The 14,894-nt window shown below is 63.6% G+C and carries 14 protein-coding genes and 2 tRNA genes; 11 read left to right on the top strand and 5 right to left on the bottom strand.

Annotated elements, in window-relative coordinates:
* Window positions 1-3: 3 nt before the first annotated feature.
* Window positions 4-77 (bottom strand) — tRNA-Arg (locus BUE39_RS24015).
* A gap of 297 nt (window positions 78-374) precedes the next feature.
* Window positions 375-1,205 (bottom strand): undecaprenyl-diphosphate phosphatase, encoded by an 831-nt coding sequence (locus BUE39_RS24010; protein WP_073431210.1) that lies wholly within the window; start codon window positions 1,203-1,205, stop codon window positions 375-377.
* A gap of 627 nt (window positions 1,206-1,832) precedes the next feature.
* Here BUE39_RS24010 and BUE39_RS24005 point away from each other — a divergent pair.
* The 3 genes from BUE39_RS24005 to BUE39_RS23995 all read left to right on the top strand — a co-directional run bounded on the left by BUE39_RS24005 (window position 1,833) and on the right by BUE39_RS23995 (window position 4,086).
* Window positions 1,833-2,741, top strand: coding sequence for an aldose epimerase family protein (locus BUE39_RS24005; protein ID WP_073431209.1), 909 nt, complete (start codon window positions 1,833-1,835; stop codon window positions 2,739-2,741).
* 184 nt (window positions 2,742-2,925) lie between these two features.
* Window positions 2,926-3,639 carry a peptidoglycan DD-metalloendopeptidase family protein gene (locus BUE39_RS24000; protein WP_073431208.1) on the top strand — a complete coding sequence of 238 codons (714 nt, stop codon included), beginning with the start codon at window positions 2,926-2,928 and terminating at the stop codon, window positions 3,637-3,639.
* A gap of 120 nt (window positions 3,640-3,759) precedes the next feature.
* Window positions 3,760-4,086, top strand: coding sequence for a hypothetical protein (locus BUE39_RS23995; RefSeq protein WP_073431207.1), 327 nt, complete (start codon window positions 3,760-3,762; stop codon window positions 4,084-4,086).
* An 838-nt stretch (window positions 4,087-4,924) separates the two neighbouring features.
* Here BUE39_RS23995 and BUE39_RS23990 read toward each other — a convergent pair.
* Window positions 4,925-5,665 carry a pentapeptide repeat-containing protein gene (locus BUE39_RS23990; protein ID WP_073431206.1) on the bottom strand — a complete coding sequence of 247 codons (741 nt, stop codon included), beginning with the start codon at window positions 5,663-5,665 and terminating at the stop codon, window positions 4,925-4,927.
* A 110-nt stretch (window positions 5,666-5,775) separates the two neighbouring features.
* Between BUE39_RS23990 and BUE39_RS23985 the strand changes: the two genes are divergently transcribed.
* A complete protein-coding gene (locus tag BUE39_RS23985) occupies window positions 5,776-6,084 on the top strand; it encodes a DUF2288 domain-containing protein (RefSeq protein WP_073431205.1) in 309 nt (102 codons plus the stop codon).
* 56 nt (window positions 6,085-6,140) lie between these two features.
* On the top strand, window positions 6,141-7,469 hold the full coding sequence (locus tag BUE39_RS23980) for an MATE family efflux transporter (protein WP_073431229.1): 1,329 nt from the start codon (window positions 6,141-6,143) through the stop codon (window positions 7,467-7,469).
* Between the two features lie 263 nt (window positions 7,470-7,732).
* Here BUE39_RS23980 and BUE39_RS34935 read toward each other — a convergent pair whose 3' ends face one another.
* Window positions 7,733-7,906 carry a hypothetical protein gene (locus tag BUE39_RS34935; RefSeq protein WP_159442590.1) on the bottom strand — a complete coding sequence of 58 codons (174 nt, stop codon included), beginning with the start codon at window positions 7,904-7,906 and terminating at the stop codon, window positions 7,733-7,735.
* Between the two features lie 250 nt (window positions 7,907-8,156).
* On the opposite strand from BUE39_RS34935, the gene BUE39_RS23975 reads away from it, so the two are divergent.
* The 5 genes from BUE39_RS23975 (at window position 8,157) to BUE39_RS23955 (ending at window position 10,818) form a co-directional block, all read left to right on the top strand.
* Window positions 8,157-8,336, top strand: a complete 180-nt coding sequence (locus tag BUE39_RS23975) for a hypothetical protein (protein WP_073431204.1) — start codon at window positions 8,157-8,159, stop codon at window positions 8,334-8,336.
* Between the two features lie 470 nt (window positions 8,337-8,806).
* Complete coding sequence (locus BUE39_RS23970; RefSeq protein ID WP_073431203.1) at window positions 8,807-8,965, top strand: DUF3309 family protein; 159 nt, start codon at window positions 8,807-8,809, stop codon at window positions 8,963-8,965.
* 85 nt (window positions 8,966-9,050) lie between these two features.
* Window positions 9,051-9,127: transfer RNA gene (locus BUE39_RS23965), tRNA-Pro, on the top strand.
* Between the two features lie 220 nt (window positions 9,128-9,347).
* Window positions 9,348-9,806 (top strand): phosphohistidine phosphatase SixA, encoded by a 459-nt coding sequence (sixA, locus tag BUE39_RS23960; protein WP_073431202.1) that lies wholly within the window; start codon window positions 9,348-9,350, stop codon window positions 9,804-9,806.
* Between the two features lie 199 nt (window positions 9,807-10,005).
* On the top strand, window positions 10,006-10,818 hold the full coding sequence (locus BUE39_RS23955) for a GNAT family N-acetyltransferase (protein WP_073431201.1): 813 nt from the start codon (window positions 10,006-10,008) through the stop codon (window positions 10,816-10,818).
* 73 nt (window positions 10,819-10,891) lie between these two features.
* On the opposite strand, the gene ppx is transcribed toward BUE39_RS23955, so the two are convergent.
* Complete coding sequence (gene ppx, locus BUE39_RS23950; RefSeq protein WP_073431200.1) at window positions 10,892-12,517, bottom strand: exopolyphosphatase; 1,626 nt, start codon at window positions 12,515-12,517, stop codon at window positions 10,892-10,894.
* 202 nt (window positions 12,518-12,719) lie between these two features.
* Here ppx and ppk1 point away from each other — a divergent pair, with 202 nt between their 5' ends.
* Entirely contained in the window at window positions 12,720-14,783 is a 2,064-nt protein-coding gene (gene ppk1, locus BUE39_RS23945; RefSeq protein ID WP_073431199.1) for a polyphosphate kinase 1, read from the top strand.
* Window positions 14,784-14,894 lie beyond the last annotated feature (111 nt).

Below are 14,894 nucleotides of genomic sequence, written 5' to 3'. Positions count from 1 at the left end.
AAGTACGGCAGGAGGGACTCGAACCCACCACCCTCGGCTTAGAAGGCCGATGCTCTATCCAGCTGAGCTACTGCCGTAATGAGGAGAGGCGATGCTACGCCAGGCTACGGCGTACAACGTGCATCACCCGCAATGAGAACCCGCGATCGGGAATTGGAATTGTGTGGGATCGCGCCACACACGGTCGTGGCATACCGAAATTCTAACTGACCGGCGCGGAGACTGGAAATCTCGCTCCGCGGGGTCGTCGGCATTCGTCATAGCCACGTCGGAAAACAAACAGGCCCGGCGGGTTGAGCCGGGCCCGGATTATAACCGATCGCTCCTTGCCCGCCAGCACGCGGGCGCGCAACGAGGGCGGACCTCGAACGCGATCAGACCGGTTGCGGATGCAACAGGAACCAGCCGAGAAACACGATCCCCGCGATCACGCAGTACACGCCGAACGAAGCCAGACGTCCGCGACCTTCGAAATAGCGCATCAGGAAACGCACGCTCAGATACGCGGCGATCGCGGTAAGCACGCCGCCCAGCAGGGCGTCCGCCAGTTGACCGGGCGCATGAAAGAGCTTCGGCAATTCGAGCAGGCCCGCCGCGAAAATGATCGGCGTGCCGAGCAGAAACGAGAACTCGGCGGCCTTCTCGGTGGTCAAGCCGGCCGCATTGCCGGCGATCATCGTCAGACCACTGCGCGAAAAACCTGGAATCAGCGCGCCGACCTGAGCCAGCCCGACGAGAAACGCCTGGCGGAACGTCATCTTCTCCGGCGGCTGATGCGCGCGCGAGCGTTGCAGGCGGTCGCCGAACCACAGCAGCACGCCGTTGACGATCAGCGCGATCGCGACGATGCGCAGGTCGTGAAAAATCAGTTCGAGCCGCTTCTCGAGCAGCAGTCCGACGATACCCGCCGGAATCGTGCCGATGATGAGCGCCCACATCATGTGCGCGTCGTCATTGCGGCGGCCGCCGAGCGAGGCGAAGAAGCCGCGCACCAGCGCGCACCAGCGCTCGCGGAAGTACCACAGCAGCGCGAACGCGGTGCCGAGGTGCAACGCGACGAGAAACGGCAGCAACTGCGGCGCGTGCTTGTCGATATGCATGTCGAACAATGCGGGCACCAGCAGCGTATGACCGAGACTGCTCACGGGAAACAGTTCGGTGACGCCTTGCAGCACGCTCAGAAAGATCAGAAACGACAGGTTCACGCGGCGGTCCTTGTAAGGAAAGTGTCGGGGAACAGCGCGCCGCAAGGGAGTGACCGGCGCGTCAAAAGCGCGTCGATTATGCCTGGCTGCAATGTCAGCGCCAAGCGTTTGAGCCTCGATCGGGGAAATATTGATGCGCTGCGTCACAACTGGAAACCGTTGTTACGCGCCGGAAAAAGAAACGGGCCGCCGCGAACGGCGACCCTGTCATCATGAGAAATTCGTGAGCTTCAAGCGACCGGCTTCACGCCAGTGCGCAGTGGCGGGCCGGCAGGCGAAACGAAAGGTGGGATCAGCGCTCGAGCTGGTAGAAAAAGTAGACCGTGCTTGCTGCGAACATGCCGAACAGTGCGACACCCATTGCCATTGCGAGATCCATCACGCCCTCCTGAGCCGGTCTCGCCCGGTGTTCTGATCACCGGGCAGTGAGACGGATTATCTGCAAGGAAGCCCCTTGTGCGACACCCGCAATTTCCCCAGAAGGGTTTCCCCGTAGCACAAAGCGGCGCAAAATCTTCGTCTGACAACGCACATATTCGGCGTTGTCGGGCGTCCGGCACGTTCGTGAGGTATGCGTCGGATGCGTCTGCCAACCTTCACTCAACCTGACCAACCAGCCCATCGACCATGCCCCTTTCCCCGCAACAGGACATTCTCGAAATCGCCCAGGACGCCTCCGTGCTCCGCTTCGCGCCGCAAGCCGGCGGCCGTCTGTTGTCGTGGACGATCGACGGCGAGGCCGTGATTCATTGGCCCGAGCACGCCGACTGGAGTCAGCCCGCGCGGATCCGTGGCGGCAATCCACTGCTGTTTCCGTTTCTCGGCCGCCATCGTGTCGACGGCAAGATCGGCTATTGGCGCGACGCCGCGGGCGCGGTGCGCGAGTTGCCGATGCACGGCTTCGCGCGCGACCTGCCGTTCGACGCCCATGCCGACGTTCATGGCGCCGGCCTGCGCATGGTGCTGACCGACAACGCCGCGACGCGCGTCTTCTATCCGTTCGGCTTCCGGTTCGAGGCGGTCTACACCCTGATCGACGCAGCCACGCTCGAAGTCACGCTGCGCACCGCCAACACCGGCGACGCGCGGCTGCCCTACTACGCCGGCCATCACTTCTACTTCACGCTGCCGCACGCGCAGCGCGGCGAGACCTCGCTGGAACTGCCGCGCACCGAACGCCGCCATCAGCAGGACGACGGTTCGATCAGCGCCGCCGAGCCGGGCGAAGCGCGCTACACGCTCGACGAGGCGCGCATTCATGACCGGTTCCATTGCCTCGTCGGCGAACCGGATCAACCGGTGCGGCTCATCGCGCCTAGGCTCAACCGGCTCGTCACCATCGATCTGCAGCGGCCGGACTCGGTGCCCTGGTACGCCGTCACCACGTGGACCGAAGCCGCTGATTCCGACTTCTACTGCGTCGAGCCGTGGCTGGGACTGCCGGACGCGATCCACAACGGCATGGGTTTGCGCTGGCTCGAACCGGGACAAACCGAGGCGGCCACGCTGCGTATCAACGTCGGCAAGCTGCGCTGATGGCGGCTTTCACGTCGAGCGACGCGCGGTGGATGGGGCCGCGTTGCGCCGCGTTTCATGCCGCGCGTGGTCTTGTCGCTGCCCGTTTTTCGCGTGTTGCAACGCAAAACCGTTAGAATCGGACGCTTTGCATCCACCTGCCGCGTGATCGGGATCGGCGCGCGGCAGCGCTTTGCGAGGTCCAATGCGGGGAACAACAAGAATGATCAAACGGCTCGCCTGCGCGTCGTTGGTGGCGCTGCTCGTCGCGTGCGGGTCGGCGCCGGTGGCGCCAGGCTTCTATCGGGTCGAACGGGGCGATACGCTGTCGAAAATCGCGCGCAGCAACCGGCAATCGGTGCAAAGCATCGTGCGCTGGAACAATCTGACCAACCCGGACAGCATCGAGGTCGGCCAGGTGCTGCGCGTCGTGCCGCCAGGCGGAGCATCGACGAGCGGCGCGACACGCAGTAACGGCGGCGCGAGCGCTTCGGCGTCGCCGCGCCCGGCGCCGGCCTCGGAGGACAGCGCGCCGTCGTCCGCGCCGGCTTCCGCGATTTCGCTGATCTGGCCGGCCGACGGCACCGTGATCCGGCGCTTCGACGGCGCCAATTCCAAGGGCATCGATATTTCGGCGGCCGCGGGCACACCGGTGGTCGCCGCGGCGGCCGGCACGGTCGTGTATGCGGGCAACGGTTTGCGCGGTTACGGCAATCTGCTGATCCTCAAACACAATGCCGAGTACCTGACCGCTTATGCGCACAACCGCGTGCTGCTGGTGAAGGAAGGCCAATCGGTCGCGCGCGGCGAAAAGATCGCCGAGGTGGGCAACACCGATACCGATCGTGTCATGCTGCACTTCGAGTTGCGCTATCAGGGCCGCTCGATCGATCCGTCGAAGGCACTGCCGCCCAGATAGGTCTGAAGCGCTGGCACGCGCCCTGCGTCCGCGGTCGAGGGAACCTCGCGTGCTACGCTCTTTCCGACACGCGACGTGGCCGTGCGCCACGTCTTTCCCGTCATCTGTGAGGAATCTGTCATGAAGAGCGCATTTGCGTCCGTCGCGACCGCGGCGGCGATCGGTCTTGGCCTGCTGACGCTCGGCGGCCTCGGCGGCTGCTCCAGCACCACCACCATGACGTACCTGCCTAGCGGCGAAACCGGCTTTGCAATCAACTGCAGCGGCAGCGACGCCAGTTCCAGTTGGGGCGAGTGCTACAAGCGCGCCGGCGAAGTCTGCGGCAATTACGGCTACGACGTCGTTTCAAAAGACGTCGACAGCGGCGGCACTTCCGGCGGCTCGGTCGGCGGGATTTTCGGCGCGAATGTGAAGAACCGGTCGATGGTGATTCGCTGCAAACAATGACGGCCCGGCCCGCAACAAGCGGCACCGCTGGCACTGGCAGCAGACTCGCCAGAACCGGCAGGCATTAGCGCCTCCGCCGCCTTCGCGAGCGCGGGCGGAGGCCGCAGCGAAATCCAACCGCACGCGCGACGACGCCCTTGGAGAGGCGCCAAAAAAAATCAAGCACATCGTGAGCGACAAAAAGGGATGTCACTTTCACGATCGACGGCGTGTGAATCGGAGCAAAAAAAAGCCCGGCACGAGGCCGGGCTAACGGGGGTTCGGCGCATATCGGCAAAGGACCGGTTCACCATGCGCCAGAACGAAATCTAACAACTCGCTTTTACAAGCGCAATATATTAATTTCTCATGCAATGTGATGCGGCGTACGGATTCCGCATTATGTGAACCAGAAACGTCGGCAATAACCACGCTCAATCCACGCACCATTTCGTCAGGCAAAGCGATTAATCGCGCCGAAGAAAATCCGTGCATCGCCCGACAGACGGGGCACCCAGGCTTATACCCAAAGCGCGTTCAAAAACCCTGAAGAAAGACTAAAAAACCGATTTTGGCGAGGCGCACCCGGCATAATCGTGGCGCATTTCGCGCCGCTCAGACTTGGTGCGCAAACACACCAACGCGGGCATTTAATCCGCGTTGATCCGTACGAATAAATCGAGGGAATTTCGTCACGGGAAAAATTCGCGAATGGCGAAATAATTAAAATCTGGCAATAACATACAAATTGCGAAGTTTTAAAATCAAACCATTATTCATTCTACCAATGGAATGATATGCGCGTCGCCCGTCGATTCGAACCGGCCATTGGTCTCGCCCGGCCGGCTAAAACTCCGGCTCACATGACTCGCAAACCGAGCTCGGTGACGAGCACCGCAGCTTGATGATGCGAAATCGTCGCGCCCTTGAAGAGCGCCGCATCGACAAGCCGCACGCCGCTCAAATCGGCTTCGCGCAAATCGGCGCCGTCGAAGCGTGCGCCCTTCAGATGCGCGTCCTTCAGGCTGCCGCCCTCGAAGATCGCCTCACGGAAATCGACGCCGGCGAGATCGGCATCCGAGAAATCGAGTTGCTGGAGCGTGGCCTTGCGAAACGACAGGCCGCGCAAATGCGCGCCCACCAGCAAGCTCTCGACGAAGCTCAAGCCAAGCGCGGCGCAAGCCTCGAAATTCGCGCCCGTCAGCTTGCAGCCGTGAAACGACACCGACGCGAGCTTGGCGCGCCGCCAACTGGTGTTGTTCAGATCGCTCGACTGGAACGCCGCGTCGACCAGGTCGGCGGACGCGAAATCCGCCTCGCGCCCGCGACAACGGACCCAGCGCGTCTGCGAGAGCGTCGCGCCGAAAAACGAGGTCTCCACAATCGTGCAGCGATGAAATTCGGCGCCGCGCAGATCGAGCCGCGACAGATCGGCGCCTTCGAAATCGCAGTCGGCGAAATGAAGCGGCTGCCGGGGCGGCTCGCTATCGCTCGCGCGATTCGCCGCGATGAGGCGCTCCACGTCGGCCCGCGCAAGCGTGGCGCCGAGCACTTGATGAGCTTGCGCGCCCGCAGCCGGCGCCGTTGAATCGAGTGACATGAGGGTTCAGAATCAGAATTTCGCAAGACCCAAAGCCTACCGGAATGCGCGCCGCCCTGGCGGTCCGCGCCAATGGTTTATAGTGACGGCCCGTCAAAAACGCGCGAACGATGACTTCCAACGACGCCACCCACAGCCCGCTGTACGCGAAACTGCTCGCCGAAACCGCCAAGATCGGCTGGCCCGAACTCGAACGCTTTTTCGCGCGCGGCATGCTGCTGCGCGTCGCACGCGACCTCGATCTGGTCAGCGTCGCCGAAGCCATCGCCAGCGACGACACCACGCAGGTCACGCAATGGCTGTCCGCCGGCCTCGTCGAACGCGTGCAGGCGGAAACCGCCGCGGATTTCGCCGCGCGCGATCCCGATCTGTGGGCGGTGGTCGTCTCTCCTTGGGTGTGCGTGCAGGAACGCGGTTGAGCGAACCCGCGCACGGCCCGAAGGAAGCCGCCTTGCGAGACGGCGCGGGCGCTGCCATGCCCGCAGTGCCCGCGCACTGGCATCGCCGGGTGCTGACGCTGGCGTTTCCCATCGTCCTCGCCAATCTGACGCAGCCGATTCTCGGCGCGGTCGACACCGCCGTCGCCGGCCATCTCGACGGCGCGTCGTATCTCGGCGGCGTGGCGCTCGGCGGCGTCTTTTTCAACTTCGTGTTCTGGGGCTTCGGCTTTTTGCGCATGGGGACCACGGGCCTCGTCGCGCAAGCGCATGGTGCGCGCGACGAGGCCGGGCTGCGCAACGACGTCGTGCGCGCGCTGCTGCTCGCAGCCGCCATCGGCGCGGCGGTGCTGGCGCTGCAAATGCCGCTGATCGAGTACACGTTGCGCGCGATCGGCGGCAGCGAGGCCGTGCAGCATCAAGCGCGCATCTACTGCCACGCGCGCATCTGGGCGGCCCCGCTCGCGCTCGGCAATTACGTCGTGCTCGGCTGGCTGCTCGGCACGCAGCAAGTGCGACTCGCGCTGCTCTCGCAAGTGTTCATCAACAGCGTGAACATCGTGGCGGTACTGCTGTATGTGCATGGCTTCGACTGGGGCGTGGCCGGCATCGGCGCCGCGACCGCCACGGCCGACGCGCTCGGCTTCGTGCTCGGCGCCGCGCTGCTGTGGCGCGGCCGGCCGCGCGGTTTGCCCGCGCTGAACCGCGCGGCCTTGCTCGACGCGGCGGCGCTCAGGCGTCTGGTGGTGCTCAATCGCGACATCTTCGTCCGCACGCTGTGCCTGCTTCTGTCGTTTGGCTGGTTCGCGCATCTCGGCGCGAGCCAGGGCGACGCCATCCTCGCCGCCAACGCGCTGCTGCTGAATTTTCAAACCTTCATGGCCTACGGACTCGACGGCTTCGCGCACGCCGCCGAAGCGCTCGTCGGCGCGGCGATCGGCGCGCGCGACCGCCACGGCTTCAGACAGGCCATTAGCGTGACGGCGCTGTGGTCCGCGCTCGGCGCGCTGGGTTTCTCGCTCGTGTATTGGGGCGCGGGCGCATGGATCGTCGAGCGACTGACCGATCAGGCCGCGGTGCGCGCCGCCGCTGAAACGTATCTGCCTTGGGCCGCGTTGTCGCCCGTGGTGTCGGTGTGGGGCTTCGTGCTCGACGGCGTGTTCATCGGCGCGACGCGAACGCGCGAACTGATGATGTCGATGGTGGTGTCGTTCGCGGTGTTCGTGGCGGCGTCGTGGCTGTTGCTGGCGCTCTTCGCCAATCACGGTTTGTGGGCCGCGATGCTGATCTTCATGGCCGCGCGGGGCGTGACGCTCGCGCGCTACCTGCCGGGCATCGTGCGCGGCATGGCGGGTGCGAACGGCTAGCCGTCGATTGTGCGTCCGAGTGGCATGCCTTTGTTGCAACGCGAATCTGACGCGAGGCGGTGCTTTGCGCCTGCCGTCAAGGCATGACGCGCAACGATCTCATGCATTCCGGCCGCGGCGCGGTGATGGCTTGAAACAGGCGCATGCGTGTCGCGCATGAGATGGGCTCTGGAATGACCGCAGCCCGCGCGCTCCGTGCGAACTGCATGCGTAACTGTGAGCGCGCGTGCGTCGGCGCTTTCGCTTTGATCTTCAGTCGACGCTCAAGGCGAGACCGGCGCGGGCACCATCGAGGGCGGCCGATTATCGGTGGGCACCCCGTGATAGTCGGCGGGATCTTGCGGCGGCGGACCGCCGTGACGGCCGGGACCGCTCGCACAGCCGGCGAGGCCAGCGACCAGCAGCAGCACAACCAATGGGACGCGAATCATGGACACCAATCTCTCCCGGAACAGAATGAAGTAGCGGCAGCGAGCGCAAACCAGACGCGCTTGCAACCAGGCGCCGAGAGTCTACCCGCAAAGCCCATTCCCCGGCGCCGCGATAAGCGAGGTACATCCCTGAAAGACGCCTGGACACACCGCGACGGATTTCGGTTTCCCGTATTGCGGCAAGCGCTCTTCGGCTCCCAAATCGCCGGGCGTGACCTACTATTGATGTCACAGGCGCACGTCATAGGAGACTGCCATGGACGCTGAATCGATCGCAGGTCTGGTCGGGCTCGCAATAGGTCTGCTCGTGCTGCTGGCGCTGTCGATTTTCGAATCGCGGGAATACAAGCGCGAGCACCACGGCGAAGGCATGCTGCATCACTGGGTCACCCATCAGCACATGCATATGCCGCACTGGATGCGTCGCCGGCACTGAACAGGGTACTCGCGCTCGTTCGGCCTTTTCGTGGATTCGGTTGACAACGCGGTAGCGACTCCCGGGCCAAGCGGGAACCGCACCCGACGGCGCGGCGCTCGCGCACGTCGATTCTTTTGACCACTACGACGACTGTGTCGCCACGGCTACCGCGCGCCGGCTACGATCGTTATCGGCCCGCCCCGGCTGCAACGCCTTGCATGCACGCCGTCGCCCATCAAACACCGCCCCGAATACAGGCGCCGCGCGCGCAAGTTTTTCCTGCCTGCAGTGACATGAAAACACCGTCGCCCCACAACGCGCACCCACACGCCCGGCGGCTTGCCCTGCCCGCCTTGTTCCCCGATAGGCACGTGCCTTGCTCACTCACACCTGAAGGCGCGCATGCCGCGCGCCGATCGTCCCGGCGTGCATGCGCCGACCATCAGACCATGTGGCCCAGCCTCTGAGGGCCGGACAGGAGAACTCGAATGACCATCGGAACCATACTGCTTATCGTGCTCATCCTTCTGCTGATTGGCGCATTGCCGAGTTGGCCGTACAGCAGCGGTTGGGGCTATGCGCCGACCGGCGTGATCGGCGTCGTCTTGATCATCGTGATCGCATTGCTCGTGATGGGGCGGCTATAGAAGCATGGCCGCGCGCTGCCTTTTCGCGCCGGCGCAATTCGTGATTGACTCTGGCACCCAATGCCAGATAGAATCTCGGATTCGTCGGAGCGTAGCGCAGCCTGGTAGCGCATCTGATTTGGGATCAGAGGGTCGAAGGTTCGAATCCTTTCGCTCCGACCACGAAAAGCAATACGAAACCCGCGTCGCCTCCGGCTTCGCGGGTTTTTGCTTTTGGGCGTTGCATTTGCTAGCGGGCGTTTCACTTAGGAATCGATGAGGGCATCGACTTGCGGACTCACAATGCCGCATGCGACAGTGAGTGAAAACGGGCAAAAACCCGCGCAGCCACCCTGGCCGCCAACCGTAGCAAACCCCAGCAACCAGAATCAAGGAGACATGCATGGACCTGATTCTCTGGCGTCACGCCGAAGCCGAAGACTTTGCCGCCAGCGATCTGTCCCGGGCGCTCACTACCCGGGGCCGCAAGCAGGCGCAAAACGTCGCCAAATGGCTGCGCGCGCGGCTGCCCGACGACGCCGTGGTCCTCGCGAGTCCGGCCGTACGCACCATTCAAACCGCCGAGACGTTGAGCGACCAGTATCGCGTGATGCGCGAACTCGCGCCCAACGCCAGCGCCAATGACGTGCTTGAGGCGGCCGGCTGGCCCAAGGGCATCGCGCAAACGGTGGTGGTGGTCGGCCATCAACCCACGCTCGGCCACGTCGCCGCGCGGCTCGTCGGCGACAGCGAGGCAAGCTGGCCACTGAAAAAAGCCGGCGTATGGTGGATCGCGAGCCGTGAACGCGACGGTGATGAACAGGCCGTGCTGCGCGCCGCGATCAGTCCCGATCTGATCTAGGCAACGCGGCGTTCAAAGCCCGCGCAACAACGCGTGCCGCCAGCGCAAAACCCGCTTGCGAAAGCGCGGCATGGCGAGCCGCAAGCTCCTCATGCTGACGGGCAGTCATCCAATCGTCACGGCTTTGCCATGCGAGCGTCACCGGGCGTTACTACATTGGCGAAAAAAGAATTCTCCCTTTTTTCGACCAGGACGCCCCATGCGAGAACTGCCGACGCCTACCCTGCCCCTCGCTTCGATCTTCGAGTTGCGTCGTCTGCCGCGCGCCGAAGAGACGGTCACCGCCCAGCATCGCCTGCAAGTCACGTGGGCCCGCACGGATGAAGAACTGCGCGAGGCGCAGCGTCTGCGCTACCGCGTTTTCGCCGACGAAATGGGCGCGCGCCTGACGGGCCCCACGGGTCTCGACGTCGATGCATTCGACAACTACTGCGATCATCTGCTGGTGCGCGATCTCGACACGCTGAAAGTGGTCGGCACGTATCGCGCGTTGCCGCCACACCAGGCGGCACGCATCGGGCGCCTGTATGCGGAAAGCGAATTCGACGTGTCGCGTCTCACGCACCTGCGCGCGAAGATGGTCGAAGTGGGCCGCTCATGCGTGCATCCCGACTATCGCAGCGGCTCGGTGATCATGTCGCTATGGGCCGGGCTCGCCGGGTACATGAAACACAACGGCTACGAAACGATGCTCGGCTGCGCGAGCGTCGCGATGGTCGACGGCGGCCACTACGCGGCGAATCTGTATTGCTCGCTGCGCGATAACGCCATGACGGCGCCGGAATATCGCGCGTTCCCGCACACGCCGTTGCCCGTGGACGAATTGCAAACGGGCGCCGATGTCGCGCCGCCGCCGCTCGTGAAGGGTTATCTGCGTCTGGGCGCGAAGATTTGCGGCGCGCCCGCATGGGATCCCGACTTCAACACCGCGGACTTCCTGACGCTGTTCCGTCTGTCCGACATCAATGCGCGTTACGCCCGCCACTTCCTCGGCGATGCGATGCCGCGCTGAGCAGCGGCGATGTTCAAAAGAAAAGCCCGGCAATGACCGGGCTTTTCTCTTTTCACCGACGATGAGACGCGCTTCAATCGTCGGTATAAACCACCCGATACGGGATGCCAACCTTCTCCCATTCCGCGGCTTCCTGGATCAGGCTGTAGTCGGTCAGCGGATTGTTCGCCACCCATTCGTTCGGCAGACGCACCTCATAGCCGCCGTTGGCCTGCGCAACCGCGATATTCGGCAAGCCGACATCCGCACGGCGGCGGCACAACAGCGCCGCGAGCCGCAGACAGAAGAGCAGCGGCCATTCCACTTCACGCGTTTGCGAGAGCTTGCCGAGCTTGCCCGCGTGACCGAGCACGAGCGCGGCGAGCCGCGCCTGGTCGGTGCGTGAAAAACCCGGCATGTCCGCGTTGCTGGCGATATAGGCCGAATGCTTGTGATACGCGCTGTGCGAAATCGATAGCCCGATTTCATGCAGCGCCGCCGCCCAACCGAGGAACATGCGGTTTTCCAGCCGGCGCTCCTCGTCCGGCTCCGCGAACTGGTCGTAAAAGCGCACTGCGAGTTCGCCGATACGCCCGGCCTGCGCACGATCCACGCCATAGCGGCGCATGAAGCCCTCCACCGTGACCGTGCGCATGTCTTCGTGCTGCGAACGGCCCAGCAGGTCATACAGCACGCCGAGACGCAGTGCGCCGTCTGTCGTATCGACGTAATCGACGCCGAGTTCGTCGAACACCGCGATCATGATCGACAGGCCGCCGGCCAGCACCGGCACGCGATCGCTCTTCAACGCGACGAGCTTCAAACGATTGACGTTCTCCGCCTTGATCAACGCGCGCTTGAGCCGCTCCAGCCCGCCGCGCGAAATGCCGTGGGTGACGCCCGGATCGTTGAAGCCGTTGGCCTCGACCAGTTCGGCCAACGCGCGCGCGGTGCCGGACGAACCGATCGCCTGCTCCCAACCGGTTTTCTTGTATTCGGCGGAAATGATCTGGATTTCGCGGCCCGCGGCGAGTTCGGCCTGGCGCATCGTGTATTCGTCGACATTGCCTGCCGGGAAGAACGTCCGGCTATGGCTCACGCAGCCGATGTACAGGCTCTCCATCTTGATCGGCGTGTAATGCGAACCGATGATGAATTCCGTCGAGCCGCCGCCGATGTCGACCACGAGTCGCTTGCCGGCGCTGGCGGGCACCGAGTGCGCGGCGCCCGCATAGATCAGGCGGGCTTCCTCGCGCCCGGCGATCACCTCGATCGGGAAGCCGAGCGCGGCTTGCGCCTCACCGAGAAATTCGCCCGCGTTCTTGGCGATGCGCAGCGTATTGGTGGCGACCGCGCGAACGTGGTCGGGATGAAAGTCGCGCAGCCGCTCGCCGAACCGCTTGAGCGCGTCCCAGCCGCGCACTTGCGAGGCGCGATCGAGCATCTTGTCGCGCGATAAACCGGCGGCAAGACGCACCGGCTCACGCAATGCGTCGACCTGATAGATCTGGCTGCCCGCGTCGGTTTCCTCGACCCGGCCCACGATCAGACGGAAGCTGTTGGAGCCGAGGTCGACGGCGGCGAGGAGTTGTGGCGTATTGACCATCGGGTAAGCGGACTCCATGCGCGCGAGCGCGGCGGCGGTGGATGCGGAAGACACCGGATGCTCACCCGGCGCTTTGGGCGTCTTGTGGCCGGCCGCGCTGTTCAAAGACGCCATTCTAAGCGTACGGGGCCTCACGATGTCACCTCGCAGCAATGGGGGTGCCCCATGGTCCCATATGCACTGCGTCATATTGACGACACGCGGCGAATACGGCGTAGAATTTATAACATCGAGAATGTCATAACCTTGTCATCATACTGTGAGAATTTCCGAGCGTCTTTTCGCGTCTCTACCTGATCCTCCATTCTCGCTGCCGATGTCCATCCGCTACCCGTTATTGAATCGCGAACTGGGCATTCTGGGTTTCAACGAGCGTGTGTTGGCGCAAGCAGCCGACCCCGCCGTTCCTTTGCTCGAACGCCTGCGCTTCATTTGCATCACCAGTAGCAATCTCGACGAATTTTTCGAAGTCCGCATGGCCGGACTGCAGGAACAGATGCGCGACAACCCCGGCGCGTTGTCGCCGGACGGCATGTCGCTGCAGCACGTCTACGACCTCGTGGTCGAGCGCGCGCAGAAGCTCGTGCATCGCCAATACACCATGCTGCACGATACGGTGCTGACCGCGCTCGAAGCGGAAGGCATCTACTTTCACGGCACCGAAGCATGGAACGAAGCGCAGACCGAATGGGCGCGCGACTATTTCTTCAATGAACTGCTGCCGGTGCTCACGCCGATCGGGCTCGACCCCGCGCACCCGTTTCCGCGTGTGCTCAACAAGAGCCTGAACTTCGTCGTCGAACTCGAAGGCAAGGACGCGTTCGGCCGCCAGGCGATGATGGGCATCGTGCAAGCGCCGCGCGCGCTGCCGCGGCTCGTACGCATGCCGCAGGAACTGTCGGGCTATCCGCATGGTTTCGTGCTGCTCAGTTCGCTGTTGCAGCGCTTTGTCGGCGAGCTGTTTCCGAACCTGGTGGTACGAAGCTGCAATCAGTTTCGCATCACGCGCAATAGCGAACTGTTCGTCGACGAAGACGAGATCACCAATCTGCGCGTCGCGTTGCAGGGCGAATTGCCCGCGCGCCATCTGGGCAATGCGGTGCGGTTGGAAGTGTCGGCGGAAACGCCCGCGCACGTCGTGCGGCGCCTGCTCGACGAGAGCAGCCTCACCACCAAGGATTGCTATTTCGCCGACGGCCCCGTCAATCTCGTTCGGCTCATGCAATTGCCGGAGATGGTGGACCGGCCCGACCTGAAGTTCGTGCCGCACATCCCTTCGATTCCGCCGCAGATCGCCAACAGCACCAGCCTGTTCGACGTGATCGATCAGGGCGACGTGCTGCTGCATCATCCGTATGAGAGCTTTCAGCCGGTGCTGGAACTGCTGTTGCAGGCGGCAAAAGATCCGAACGTGGTGGCGATCAAGCAAACCATCTATCGCACCGGCACCGACTCGCCGCTCATGGACGCGCTGATGCAAGCCGCGCGCAACGGCAAGGAGGTGACGGTGGTGGTCGAACTGCTCGCTCGCTTCGACGAGGAAACCAATATCAACTGGGCGTCGCAGCTCGAAGCGGTGGGCGCGCACGTGGTGTATGGCGTGGTGGGCCACAAGTGCCACGCGAAGATGATGCTGATCGTGCGGCGCGTGTCGGCCGGCGGCAAGACCACGTTGAAGCGCTACGTCCACCTCGGCACCGGCAACTATCATCCGCGCACCGCGCGTCTTTATACCGACTTCGGCCTGATGACCGCCGATCAGAAGATCTGCGAAGACGTGCACCACGTGTTCCAGCAACTGACCGGCATTGGCGGCGAACTGAAGCTGCACGAACTGTGGCAATCGCCGTTCACGCTGCATCCAAAACTCGTTGAATCGATTCGCGCCGAGGCCGAGCATGCGCGCGCCGGCAACAAGGCGCGCATCGTCGCGAAGATGAACGCGCTGCTCGAACCCACCGTGATTGCCGAGCTATACGAAGCGTCACAGGCGGGCGTGAAGATCGATCTGATCGTGCGCGGCGTGTGTTCGTTGCAGCCGGGCGTGCCGGGGCTGTCGGAGAACATCACGGTACGCTCGATCGTCGGGCGCTTTCTCGAACATCATCGTATCTATTACTTCTACGACGGCGGAAAGGAACAGGTTTATCTGTCGAGCGCCGACTGGATGGACCGCAATTTCTTCCGTCGTGTCGAAGTCGCGTTTCCGATCAACAACCGGCGCCTGAAGCGGCGTGTGATCGCCGAAGGTCTGTCGGCGTTTCTCGGCGACAACCAGTCCGCGTGGCTGATGCAAAGCGACGGTCACTATCGGCGTCGCCGGCCGGGAAAATCGTCGCGCAATGCGCAGATGAGTTTGCTGGGGAAGTTCTGCCCGTGAGCTGACGGTCGTGGCGCTCGCTTCGGTGAGCGTGAACCGGCCATACGCCGGCCACACGCCGGCCACACGCGATATAAAGCCCGCCTTGCGTTCTTGCCAGGCGGGCTTGTC

Source organism: Paraburkholderia terricola, from assembly GCF_900142195.1.
GTDB lineage: Bacteria > Pseudomonadota > Gammaproteobacteria > Burkholderiales > Burkholderiaceae > Paraburkholderia > Paraburkholderia terricola.
This window is presented reverse-complemented; position numbering and strand designations above follow the sequence as displayed.

What these genes read in the sequence shown, in the direction of transcription:
- BUE39_RS24005 (WP_073431209.1), top strand. Translation starts at nt 1,833, where the DNA reads ATGCCCCTTTCCCCGCAACAGGACATTCTCGAAATCGCCCAGGACGCC.
- BUE39_RS24000 (WP_073431208.1), top strand. Translation starts at nt 2,926, where the DNA reads ATGCGGGGAACAACAAGAATGATCAAACGGCTCGCCTGCGCGTCGTTG.
- BUE39_RS23995 (WP_073431207.1), top strand. Translation starts at nt 3,760, where the DNA reads ATGAAGAGCGCATTTGCGTCCGTCGCGACCGCGGCGGCGATCGGTCTT.
- BUE39_RS23990 (WP_073431206.1), bottom strand. Translation starts at nt 5,665, where the DNA reads ATGTCACTCGATTCAACGGCGCCGGCTGCGGGCGCGCAAGCTCATCAA.
- BUE39_RS23985 (WP_073431205.1), top strand. Translation starts at nt 5,776, where the DNA reads ATGACTTCCAACGACGCCACCCACAGCCCGCTGTACGCGAAACTGCTC.
- BUE39_RS23980 (WP_073431229.1), top strand. Translation starts at nt 6,141, where the DNA reads ATGCCCGCAGTGCCCGCGCACTGGCATCGCCGGGTGCTGACGCTGGCG.
- BUE39_RS23975 (WP_073431204.1), top strand. Translation starts at nt 8,157, where the DNA reads ATGGACGCTGAATCGATCGCAGGTCTGGTCGGGCTCGCAATAGGTCTG.
- BUE39_RS23970 (WP_073431203.1), top strand. Translation starts at nt 8,807, where the DNA reads ATGACCATCGGAACCATACTGCTTATCGTGCTCATCCTTCTGCTGATT.
- sixA (WP_073431202.1), top strand. Translation starts at nt 9,348, where the DNA reads ATGGACCTGATTCTCTGGCGTCACGCCGAAGCCGAAGACTTTGCCGCC.
- BUE39_RS23955 (WP_073431201.1), top strand. Translation starts at nt 10,006, where the DNA reads ATGCGAGAACTGCCGACGCCTACCCTGCCCCTCGCTTCGATCTTCGAG.
- ppx (WP_073431200.1), bottom strand. Translation starts at nt 12,517, where the DNA reads ATGGCGTCTTTGAACAGCGCGGCCGGCCACAAGACGCCCAAAGCGCCG.
- ppk1 (WP_073431199.1), top strand. Translation starts at nt 12,720, where the DNA reads ATGTCCATCCGCTACCCGTTATTGAATCGCGAACTGGGCATTCTGGGT.